At 42.9% G+C, this 9875-nt stretch carries 12 protein-coding genes and 3 pseudogenes; 9 read left to right on the top strand and 6 right to left on the bottom strand.

What is annotated here, in order from left to right; all coding sequences use genetic code 11:
- Together B4H32_RS11335 and B4H32_RS11330 are read left to right on the top strand one after the other, a co-directional pair.
- A pseudogene (locus B4H32_RS11335) lies at nucleotides 1–202 on the top strand (hypothetical protein); the annotation flags it as partial.
- Between the two features lie 157 nt (nucleotides 203–359).
- A complete protein-coding gene (locus tag B4H32_RS11330) occupies nucleotides 360–482 on the top strand; it encodes a hypothetical protein (RefSeq protein WP_004760586.1) in 123 nt (40 codons plus the stop codon).
- A gap of 52 nt (nucleotides 483–534) precedes the next feature.
- On the opposite strand, the gene B4H32_RS11325 is transcribed toward B4H32_RS11330, so the two are convergent.
- Nucleotides 535–1812 (bottom strand): hypothetical protein, encoded by a 1278-nt coding sequence (locus B4H32_RS11325; protein ID WP_286803127.1) that lies wholly within the window; start codon nucleotides 1810–1812, stop codon nucleotides 535–537.
- A 121-nt stretch (nucleotides 1813–1933) separates the two neighbouring features.
- On the opposite strand from B4H32_RS11325, the gene B4H32_RS11320 reads away from it, so the two are divergent.
- Together B4H32_RS11320 and B4H32_RS11315 are read left to right on the top strand one after the other, a co-directional pair.
- Complete coding sequence (locus tag B4H32_RS11320; protein ID WP_286803126.1) at nucleotides 1934–2719, top strand: class I SAM-dependent methyltransferase; 786 nt, start codon at nucleotides 1934–1936, stop codon at nucleotides 2717–2719.
- Nucleotides 2720–2731: 12 nt separating this feature from the next.
- Nucleotides 2732–3301, top strand: coding sequence for a hypothetical protein (locus B4H32_RS11315; RefSeq protein WP_286803123.1), 570 nt, complete (start codon nucleotides 2732–2734; stop codon nucleotides 3299–3301).
- 57 nt (nucleotides 3302–3358) lie between these two features.
- On the opposite strand, the gene B4H32_RS11310 is transcribed toward B4H32_RS11315, so the two are convergent.
- Nucleotides 3359–3892, bottom strand: coding sequence for a hypothetical protein (locus B4H32_RS11310; protein ID WP_414630968.1), 534 nt, complete (start codon nucleotides 3890–3892; stop codon nucleotides 3359–3361).
- A gap of 195 nt (nucleotides 3893–4087) precedes the next feature.
- Here B4H32_RS11310 and B4H32_RS11305 point away from each other — a divergent pair, with 195 nt between their 5' ends.
- On the top strand, nucleotides 4088–4729 hold the full coding sequence (locus tag B4H32_RS11305) for a class I SAM-dependent methyltransferase (protein WP_004797597.1): 642 nt from the start codon (nucleotides 4088–4090) through the stop codon (nucleotides 4727–4729).
- On the opposite strand, the gene B4H32_RS11300 is transcribed toward B4H32_RS11305, so the two are convergent.
- Complete coding sequence (locus tag B4H32_RS11300; RefSeq protein WP_004678687.1) at nucleotides 4726–5193, bottom strand: Holliday junction resolvase-like protein; 468 nt, start codon at nucleotides 5191–5193, stop codon at nucleotides 4726–4728. The two genes, B4H32_RS11305 and B4H32_RS11300, sit on opposite strands and share 4 nt — an antisense overlap.
- A gap of 99 nt (nucleotides 5194–5292) precedes the next feature.
- On the opposite strand from B4H32_RS11300, the gene B4H32_RS11295 reads away from it, so the two are divergent.
- The gene (locus B4H32_RS11295) at nucleotides 5293–5937 is read left to right on the top strand and encodes a ParA family protein (protein WP_004678690.1); all 645 of its coding nucleotides are present in this window, start codon (nucleotides 5293–5295) and stop codon (nucleotides 5935–5937) included.
- 75 nt (nucleotides 5938–6012) lie between these two features.
- On the opposite strand, the gene B4H32_RS11290 is transcribed toward B4H32_RS11295, so the two are convergent.
- Nucleotides 6013–6417, bottom strand: coding sequence for a hypothetical protein (locus B4H32_RS11290; protein WP_286803117.1), 405 nt, complete (start codon nucleotides 6415–6417; stop codon nucleotides 6013–6015).
- Nucleotides 6418–6756: 339 nt separating this feature from the next.
- Between B4H32_RS11290 and B4H32_RS11285 the strand changes: the two genes are divergently transcribed.
- A complete protein-coding gene (locus B4H32_RS11285; RefSeq protein WP_004683352.1) occupies nucleotides 6757–7851 on the top strand; it encodes an AI-2E family transporter in 1095 nt (364 codons plus the stop codon).
- A 105-nt stretch (nucleotides 7852–7956) separates the two neighbouring features.
- Entirely contained in the window at nucleotides 7957–8538 is a 582-nt protein-coding gene (gene sodC, locus B4H32_RS11280; RefSeq protein WP_004683354.1) for a superoxide dismutase family protein, read from the top strand.
- 176 nt (nucleotides 8539–8714) lie between these two features.
- Here the strand turns inward: sodC and B4H32_RS12885 are convergent.
- Nucleotides 8715–8825: pseudogene (locus B4H32_RS12885) on the bottom strand (multidrug transporter); the annotation flags it as partial.
- A gap of 389 nt (nucleotides 8826–9214) precedes the next feature.
- Entirely contained in the window at nucleotides 9215–9586 is a 372-nt protein-coding gene (locus B4H32_RS11270; RefSeq protein WP_286803114.1) for a hypothetical protein, read from the bottom strand.
- Between the two features lie 180 nt (nucleotides 9587–9766).
- Here B4H32_RS11270 and B4H32_RS11265 point away from each other — a divergent pair.
- Nucleotides 9767–9875: pseudogene (locus B4H32_RS11265) on the top strand (DUF4349 domain-containing protein); the annotation flags it as partial.

Here is a 9875-nt window from a genome sequence, read left to right as displayed (position 1 = left end):
AGGCAATCAGTTGAGTCGGGCTTTTTCTGAAACATATCAATATGTGCCGAATCGTTTATTCAATGCGACCACTGAAAAACCTGTATTAGATCAGAAAACGCGAAAAACCACAGTGTTTGATATTCAGAAACCTGAGGTAAAACAGAACTTTGAGAAGTTAAAAAGCCACTTTAACCAAACTGCTTTAGAACAGTGTGGCTAAGTTTGCCATCTCCATAATTTCTCTCCAGAGTGTTTTTAAGCTGTAATGTGCTTGTAAATTTTTGCTGAAATCCATACATTTCGGCTTTTTTGCCCGCTATGATGCAGTTGCGTTGATGAAGTACCCCCCAAACGGTACATCGCTTAAGGAAATCGCAATGAAGAAAATGATCAAAACAGCTATCTTGACAACAAGTATTCTCGCTTCTGCCTCTATTTTTGCACAAAACGTCGGGGTAAATGCCAATGTCGGTACCAATGCCAAAGTGGGTGCAAACTAGTCTTTTCAATTCAATCTAAAAAGCTCTCTGCGATTGTAGAGGGCTTTTTTACTTACGATTCAGCAAGATGTAGGTGAGTTTGCTCTTCTACATTATTTTCAACAAACTGACTTAACCCCTGTGCATCACAACTCAAGCTCAGTTGTTTATAACTGAGTTGATAAAATTCAGGATAGCGTTTAAAAATCAATAAAGACTGATCCAAAGCCAAAGCTTCACCGACTTTCACTAACTTATGAATCCCACGATCATTCATCGTCAAAACATAAGATTCTGCATTTAACTCAAGTTCAACAGCGGCATTCGCACTGACTTTCAATGGCAGCAAGTATTGTTGATTCGCCTGAATTGCTTCAGCGTTATAAGCCTCTAGCTTTAAACTGACTAAATTAAAAACCAACAATGTATTTTGAATCGTGCGAATGGTTGGCACTGAGCTGTCCATCTGTTGGATAAAATGCGGATGAATACCTAACTTCCGTAAATTTTGCTCAGTACCCTGTTGTAGATTAAATAACTGTTGAACCAATTTTTGCTTAAGAACAACATCAAAATAACGCTCATCTAATTCAAAATCGTTATTTTGCAAGATTCGCAATAAAGCCTGATGATGTTTGGTCAATAATGCATCTAATACATAGCGATAGTAGAACTTGCTTTGCTTTTTGACTTCCCTCACCCGTTTATAGAAATAGGTGATGTCAAAAGGCTGCTCAACAAAATCATTGAGTAATTGCGAACTTGCCAAAACCGAGAGTGCTTCATGCCCTGTAAAAGGCAAGTGAATCACATGCATATGTGGTAATAAGGGCTGTATTTTTAAGAAATGTTCTTTATCTTCTGCATAGTATGGATCATAGACAATGATGTATTCACGAGATGAATCCACTTCATCCGCCTGAATCTGCATATCCTGATGCAATGCGGCATCAAAAAATTCGGCATAACGACGATCATGAACCACATCAGGGTCTATCGAATATTGTGGTACAAAAGCAACGATTTTATGCATATTCAATAAATTAGAATATTTAATCGCGGCATAGCCCCCCATTGATCCACCGTAACCCACAATCTGCTTAAACTGAACTAAGATCGGCTGAATCTGTCGCTGCATCTCAAGCATGCTGCTTTTAGGAAACCAAGATTTCTGTTTTGGCATAATGCCAATCACATTGTATTGATATTTGAATAATGATTTTTCAGCATTAATCGACATGCCTTTGGCACGGCTAATCAGATCACCAAAAGAAATCACCAAAGTGTCACTTGAACCTGTTAAAAAAATAACGCGAATATGTTCATCTTCAAATACTATTTGCTTATCCATGCTCACACTAAAAAGTTGATCCTAGGCGGGTATCAAAAACGCATCAAATGAGGACTTTGCCAATTCATTATTGCGGAGTATCTTATTTTATAGAGATAAGACAGATTAAAAAGCGCAAAAAATGACACAATCCCTACATCCATCTGCGGCAAAAGGCTTCGGTTCAGGTGCTGAACTGTATCAGCAGGTCCGTCCCAGTTACCCGCAAGAAATAGCGATTTGGCTACAAGATCGCCTCCAGATAGGTGAAAGTTCCACTGTTATTGACCTCGGTTCTGGGACTGGCAAATTCTTACCTTACCTCATTCAAACTCAGGCAAAAGTGATTGCGGTGGAACCCGTGGCGGAAATGCTGCAACAGCTTCAACAGACCCATCGAACAGTTGAATGTGTACAGGCTTACAGTGACCAACTGCCTTTGCAAAATGAATCGGTTGATGCCATGGTTTGTGCCCAGTCTTTCCATTGGTTCTCAAACATTGAAACACTGACTGAAATGCATCGTGTATTAAAACCATCAGGACATCTAGGACTGGTCTGGAATCAACGCGATATTCAGGTAGATTGGGTCAGGGCATTGGCGGATGAAATTGGCCCATTTGAGGCGGACACCCCACGTTACCATAGTGAAAAATGGAAACAGGTATTTGAAAATAATGAATTATTTAGGTTTATTGGGTTAGATACATTTCAGTTGCTGCATCGGGGAACAGTCGAACAAGTGGTCAGCAAACGCCTGCTGTCCACCAGTTTTATTGCGGCAATGTCAGCACAGCATCAACAAAGACTTAAAGCAAGGTTTGAACAAATTGTATTTGATTTTACAGGCCTAAGCACACAAGATCAGATAGATTTTCCTTACACCACTTTTGCATATCATTTTCAGAAAACATCAAATTCATTATAGATCGAGTTGACCATGCCAAACATCAAAACAATATTTGCAATAAGCTGTGTACTCAGCACCGCCCTACTGCTCAGTGCCTGTAACAAGGACCAACCACCTGCCCCAAATAATGAAAAGCAAGGCAGTTCAGTCAACAATTCAATTGGCGAACTGAACCAGACACCCATCAAGCAATTCCCTGCCACGCCTGATGATGGTCATGACATTGCCATTCTGGAAGATTATGACCAGCGTTTTACCGCAATGAGTGACAGTATGGAAATCGAGTTGGCGAAAATGAAAGAGGCCAATACGCTGACACCAGAATTTGAACAGCAGCGCCAGAAAGATAATATCCACTCTGCATTGACGATGCTAAAAGAGCTGGAATTAAAAACCGAGCAAGGTCGCTATATTCAGGGTGTGTTGTCGGATTACTGGCAGAATCAGGCCAAAGCTCTGGAACAAAGCACTTTATCTGGTTCAGCCACACCCGACACAGGCAAACAGGTGGATCAGTTAAACCAGTACCTGCATGCACAAAGTCAGTTGCATCACTGGAAAAGCACTCAAACTGCTGACTCAAAAATGCAAACTGAATAAAACCTATAAAGATGTAGAGGAGCATTTAGCCCCTCTACATCTTAAGAAAGATCCAATTTAAATCTTCTGCTTCTCAATCCACTGGATGGAATTCACACGGAATAGCTCGCAGGCGCCATCCCCCGTATCTGTGGGGGTCAATGACGACTTCCACACCAGATCCTTGTCACGCACCTCAACCAGCTCACCTTTGAGCTGCACCAAATCACCGCGCTTTACCTGTTTAATCTGCTGGGCAATCTTGGGAGTGGCGGGAATAATATGCATATTGGAAACCATTTGCATGGCTTGATTTGCAGGAACAGGTAGCTTATCTATTTTCCAATTCAAATAGCGGTCATATTGATTTACTGAGATTTTACGTGCGATCTCGGGCTTGGCAAACAAACCCCAACTCACCGCATAGTCAATTGGCGAGAATTTTGCCTGTTCATCATCCTGATAAAGCTTTGAACCGAGGATACGAAAATTACCATAAAAAGGCTGCAACACAGAGATGGACTGGTCTTTTAAAATAGGCGATAAACCATTGGCAATATTATATTCCGCACCACGGGTAGATGCATGTGCCTGTCCAATTGCAGCCACCATGCATAAACTGATCCATAGGCTTTTGTTCATGCTGAGCATCCTCAAAAATAACGCTTAAAACTTAGAAAATCACTTCTGTTCATAGTATGCTTAGAGCATGCAAGAAAGTGCTTTTTTTGGTAACAGTCAAACGCACTCTGGTCATATTTTTGTGACGACTCCACTCCCTTTTTTTAAATCAATGAATGGAACTCTATGATTTATCAATTTTATCAACGTCGGGTTTTCCCGCACCTGCTCAATCAGGTCATGCAAACCGCCAGCCTGATGGATAAACGCCGTGAACTGCTGCTGCCGATTGAGGGCGAAGTGCTTGAGATTGGTTTTGGAACAGGTTTAAACATTCCATTTTATGGCAATGTCGATGTACTGTACGCGCTTGAACCGAATCCAGACATTTACCATCTGGCGATTGAACGGGTTCAACATGCACCCTTCCATGTCAGGCATGTGCAGTCCCATGCAGAGAAACTACCTTTTGCCGACCAGTCTCTGGATCATATCGTTTGCACATGGACACTATGCAGTATTGCCCGACTGGATCAGGCACTGGCAGAAATTTATCGAGTGCTGAAACCCACGGGAACTTTTCATCTGGTTGAGCATGTCAAGCATCCCAACTCGGTCAAGATGCAGTCTTTACAGACCTTGCTGACCCCAATTCAGAAATGTATTGGCGATGGCTGCCACCTGAATCGGGACATTGAACGCAGCCTGCAACAAGCAAAATTCAAGTTTATTGAAAAGCAATATTTTGATGCCGAGGGCATTCCAAGCATTGCACAAAAGATGCTGATGGCACGGGTACAAAAACTCAATTTTGAGATTACGGATTAATCATTAAAATCAATACGCAGGGTTTCAAAGCGCACCCGTCCCTCACGTATCGCTTGGGCAATGGCCTGCTGTCCCTTGCTCAGGCGGGCACTGCCACTTTTAATATCCAGCAGGATCACTTCAATGTCTTCGGCATCACCATCGCCATCACGGAAGTCGGTATAGCCATCAAACACCACATAATCCACGGGGTCACCCAGAAACTTGGCATCACTGGGAAGATACTGGAACTCAGGCAAAATGGGGGCAAACTGCTCGGCCATTTTACCCTTTAATACCGCGCGGCTGGTGTTGACACTGCGCTTCTGCGCGTCAACCAGTGCCTGTTTATGTGCCAATTCAAGTTCAGCAATATATTGTTCATATTCCGCCTGAATACGTCCATTGCGTGTGCTGGATAATATAATGGTGGTGATCACCACACCAATACATCCGCCTATCAGCATTGCCAACCAAACCGACATAAAATTTCCCTCTGTTCTGAGCCTAAATTGTAACCTACCACGCTGAAAAAGATGCTAAGGTAGAATGGAATATAAGAGGCTCGTTAAAACGCAAATTTCATGAAAACCATATTAATTGCAAATCAGAAAGGCGGTTGTGGCAAGACCATGACGGCGATTACCCTTGCTGCCGCATTATCACAAAAAGGCTATAAAGTTGCGCTAGCCGATGCGGATAACCAGAAATCCACCTTACAATGGCTCAAGCAGCGTCCTAAAACGGCGACCGAAATTCAGAGTCTGGACTGGCGACATGAGAAATCGATTGGTGAGGCACCCAAGAATCTGGACTACCTGATTATTGATGCGCCTGGTGCCCTTTCAGGGGAACATGCGGAACAACTGGTTAGTGAAGCACATGCGATTGTCACGCCATTACAGCCGTCGTTTTTCGACATTGACAGTACTCGTCGCTTCCTTAAGCATTTACAAGACATTAAACGGATTCGTAAGGGCAAAGTTCAGATTCTGCTGATTGCCAATCGGGTCAAGCCAAACAGCGCCAGCTCCAAGGATATTCAGGACTTCTTTAGCAAGATTGAGCAGCAGCCTGTGGCATGGATTTCCGAACGGAGTGCCTATGGGACATTGGCGATGCAGGGACTCAGTGTTTTTGATAAGCCACAGAAGAACTTTGTGACTATCCAGAGTCAGTGGCAGCCTGTTTTAAATCAGTTGGTGGATGATCCAAGTCAATGGTTTTAAACCCCCTTGTTCCATCACGCCAGGATGGAACAAGGTATGAACCATTTATACAACTGCACCGACTAAAACCTATCTTTATTTAGGTTCAATAAAAGGTGCGGGATTTGGACTAGGTTGATCTGTGTCATCACCCTTATCTTTCAGGTTATGCCTCATTTCATCACAATCCAGGTTTTCCACAGCTTTGCGGATAGTCTCGTTACCGTGACTGCCATCATCTGACTGGATTGCCTGTTCATGTTCCGCACCTTGCTGCTGTAGTGCATTTTCAGGATTTTTAGAAATATCTTGCTTTTCTATAGCCTGCTGTAATTGATCACTGTCCGTCAGACCTTCCACTTGCTGATAACTGAGCTTATCACCGTTCAAGAGGGTAGCCACTGCGCTTTCGGCTTGTGTACCATTGCTGCTATTCTGTTGTGAATAATGGTCCTGACCTGTTTTTGGAGAGGTATTGTCCTGATTATTTGAATGTGTCATCGAACTGCTCCTTAAATTCACTTTATGCATGTATGATGAATTCAATATAACAATACGCTTTGTAAGTCTTTACCAACTCCTGTATTAAAATCGATAGTAAATGTTGCTATGGTAAGTTGCTGTATTGCAGCCTTAAAACTTTGGTAAATACTGAGATATATATTGCCGATCATGAACCACTCCATTGAAAATAATCCTCTGGCTGAAACATACCATCAACTTTATCCTCCTCATTTCATCCAGATATTTAAACGTGAAATTACCGAATGAAAATTTTACTGGACCCATTTTTCAGTTAATATGATTTTATCCAACTTTTATCTTTAGAGACGGACGCTTGTGCAACAATACGCTCCCACATTACAACGTGTTTTATTGTTTGGACTGTTTTTTGTCTTAATCTATTTGGGATTCAGTATTCTCAAATATTTTATTGTGCCTGTACTTTGGGCAGCAATTATTGCCTACATGACCTGGCCTGTGTATTTATGGGTACAGCGCCGTTTCTTTGGGGAAAATCGCCCCACCCTCAATGCCACCATCATGATCAGTCTGGTCATTCTGGTGATTGGGGTTCCGTTTATTTGCGCCATCTTCATGCTGCAACTGGAAGGGCGTAACCTCTATTTTAATTTACAGAGACAACTGTTTTCAGGACATATCCAGATTCCTGACTTCATTAAAAACTTGCCTGTGGTGGGCAAGGATATTAGCCGTACCGTGAACGAACTGAGTAATGACCCAAACAGCATTACCAAGAATATTGCGGAATGGATTCAGGGTCATTTGAGTTATGGGCGTTTTGTTCTCAGTGAGATTAGCCGCAACCTGGTCAAATTGACGTTTGCCATCATGACCCTATTCTTCTTCTATCGGGATGGGCAGATGATTCTGGCACAGGTCAGCCGTGCCATGGAAATGGTGATTGGCCCACGCGTACACCACTATCTTGACACCATTTCAGAAACAACCCGTGCAGTGGTATATGGCGTAGGCCTTACTGCGGTTGCACAGGCCCTTTTGGCAGGTCTCAGTTATTTTGTTGCGGGTATACCGAACCCAATGCTGCTGACGATGGTCACCTTTATTTTAGCCCTGATTCCATTTGGCACCCCTGTTTCATATCTGGGTGTGGGACTGTGGCTATTTGCGCAGGGACAGACTGTTGAAGCGATTGGTGTGATTGTATGGGGTTTGCTGATCGTCAGCAGTTCTGACAACGTGATTCGCCCACTGGTGATTTCAGGCGCAACCCAGATTCCATTCCTGTTGATCATGTTCGGTGTACTGGGTGGAATCGCAAGCTTTGGTCTGGTTGGCCTGTTTATCGGTCCAGTCATTCTGGCAATCCTGTTGGCGATTTGGCGTGAATGGCTGCATGAGAATGTGGAAGAACCCGTTGCCACACTTGAGACTCCATCTGAAACCAAGTAAGTTGATTTAACCTTTTTGTTATCAAATAATTAAAGAAGCTTGCGAGTTCCCCCAAACTTTGCTTGAATTTAATTGATAAAGATAATCAATTAAGGATGCCTCGCAATGACTTCAATAATTCAAAAGTTTTCCCTCCTGGGTTGCCTCGGCCTAAGTATCGCCGCCTGTTCATCGGTTAATCTGGATAACAACGCAGATAAAATCCAGACACAGCCTACATCATCAGACCAAAAACAGCTGATCACGGTTCATCAAGTGGATGCCAATGGTGTGGGTGCCTCCATTGGCACCGTGTCTTTCCAGCAAACACCGAAAGGCCTGCTCATCACCCCTGCACTTGGAAAGCTTTCCCCAGGTGAGCATGGTTTCCATATCCATGAAAATGCCTCATGCGAAGCTGTTAAGAAAGACGGTAAAATGGGAGCCGCCCTCGCTGCGGGTGGACATCTCAATCCAGAGAAAGTTGCCCATCACGGTACACCACTGGATGGACATCTAGGTGACCTACCTGCCCTAACCGTGAATGACAAGGGTTTTGCAACAACGCCTGTGCTTGCGCCACGCCTGAAACTTGCCGATATTCAGGGGCGGGCAATCATGATCCACGCAGGTGGCGATAACTATTCAGATTCACCTAAGCCTTTGGGTGGTGGCGGAGATCGGGTTGCCTGTGGTGTGATTAAGTAAGGATATTTAAATACTGTGGGTATTCTAAAAGATATCCACAGTTGTGTTGATATTTTAAACAGGAGTTTAATGGCTGGGATCATCTCCCAGCTTTTTATTAATGAATCCCCTCAGCTTGACGTTCCAGCATAATCTGTTTCAGTACCGCCCGTGGCTGGGTAAACCAGATGCCAATCAACCACCAGAAACAGTGTTCCTAGCAGCATAATTAGCAAACCCATCAAGATGGTTTTACCCAAGGGAAAGCGGTCAATGACCTTGATCAGGATAATGTTGCCCGCGATTATACGGTTTAACGTCATGTTCTGATGATTTGTTGTCATGTTCTATTCACAAAAATAACCAACTCGGGTTCGCTCCATTTCCCATAAACGGAAATGGAATCATCACCACAAGACTTTATGGTTGAAATTTAAATTTTGATCTCATGCTGTGAGAAAGCATGTGATAAATGTGAAAACAGCGTATTCACAGGGCGTATATAAGAAAAATGATTTATTTACGTGAGGCTGGTAAATTTTTTTACCTTTTGGCCAAATTGCCAGACGCAACTTTAGCATTTTTTCAAAATGACCGCAATTTGTACAATCCCAATGATTGTTTAGATATGTGAATAACCGAAAAGTTATCCACAGTTTTGTCTATCTTTTAGGCTCAACCACAGTTCACAGATCAATCATGGACAAAGCGCAAACTGGAATTTATCGGTATGGTCTCCCCTGGCACATTGATAACTTTGTTTCTTGTTCACGATCTTCCAGACCGCCTGATCACGTTTCAACTGGTATTCAGTTCGTACCGCAATCACTGAATCATCCTGCTGGGCCTGTTCAACCGTCACCTGTGCATCGGTTGGATTCTCTGCACTGTTAAACTGCTGGTCTATTTTCAAGTTGGTTTCATCATGAAACAGGTTTGGCTGATCTAATAAAACCACATGCATTGCGGTACTTTTTTGCACCGCTGCCTGTTGCTGCGACTGTGCAATGGGTGGATTACATGCTGCCAGAAACAGGCTGCATCCCAGCATCAACCAGATTTTATGCATTTTGTATCATTCCAATTTTCCCGATTCATTTATGCTACTATGCAAAACTTATTTGCCAAGCAATAAAATGTTATGGCTTGCAAAAGATTTGTTGTCATGATCAGATAATTGATAATGACATAAAGTATTAAAAAGACTGATTTTATAACATCAATATCACAATAGATTGGACGTCATGATATGGCAGATTTAGCCAGAAATTTAACAATTATTTTACTCGTGGGCAGCACTTTGGCTGGCTGCTCCAACAAAGAAGAAAGTGCGGCAAGCGATGCCGCGGTTGCCACAG

Origin of the sequence: Acinetobacter sp. UBA2063 (assembly GCF_002333245.1) — a bacterium.
Lineage (GTDB): Bacteria > Pseudomonadota > Gammaproteobacteria > Pseudomonadales > Moraxellaceae > Acinetobacter > Acinetobacter parvus.
Note: the sequence above shows the minus strand (reverse complement) of the source record. Positions and strands in the feature narration are given on the sequence as shown.

Bases quoted from the DNA above. Each gene is read 5' to 3' on its own strand.
- B4H32_RS11330 (WP_004760586.1), top strand. From the start codon at position 360: ATGAAGAAAATGATCAAAACAGCTATCTTGACAACAAGTATTCTCGCT.
- B4H32_RS11325 (WP_286803127.1), bottom strand. From the start codon at position 1,812: ATGGATAAGCAAATAGTATTTGAAGATGAACATATTCGCGTTATTTTT.
- B4H32_RS11320 (WP_286803126.1), top strand. From the start codon at position 1,934: ATGACACAATCCCTACATCCATCTGCGGCAAAAGGCTTCGGTTCAGGT.
- B4H32_RS11315 (WP_286803123.1), top strand. From the start codon at position 2,732: ATGCCAAACATCAAAACAATATTTGCAATAAGCTGTGTACTCAGCACC.
- B4H32_RS11310 (WP_414630968.1), bottom strand. From the start codon at position 3,892: ATGGTGGCTGCAATTGGACAGGCACATGCATCTACCCGTGGTGCGGAA.
- B4H32_RS11305 (WP_004797597.1), top strand. From the start codon at position 4,088: ATGATTTATCAATTTTATCAACGTCGGGTTTTCCCGCACCTGCTCAAT.
- B4H32_RS11300 (WP_004678687.1), bottom strand. From the start codon at position 5,193: ATGTCGGTTTGGTTGGCAATGCTGATAGGCGGATGTATTGGTGTGGTG.
- B4H32_RS11295 (WP_004678690.1), top strand. From the start codon at position 5,293: ATGAAAACCATATTAATTGCAAATCAGAAAGGCGGTTGTGGCAAGACC.
- B4H32_RS11290 (WP_286803117.1), bottom strand. From the start codon at position 6,417: ATGACACATTCAAATAATCAGGACAATACCTCTCCAAAAACAGGTCAG.
- sodC (WP_004683354.1), top strand. From the start codon at position 7,957: ATGACTTCAATAATTCAAAAGTTTTCCCTCCTGGGTTGCCTCGGCCTA.
- B4H32_RS11270 (WP_286803114.1), bottom strand. From the start codon at position 9,586: ATGCATAAAATCTGGTTGATGCTGGGATGCAGCCTGTTTCTGGCAGCA.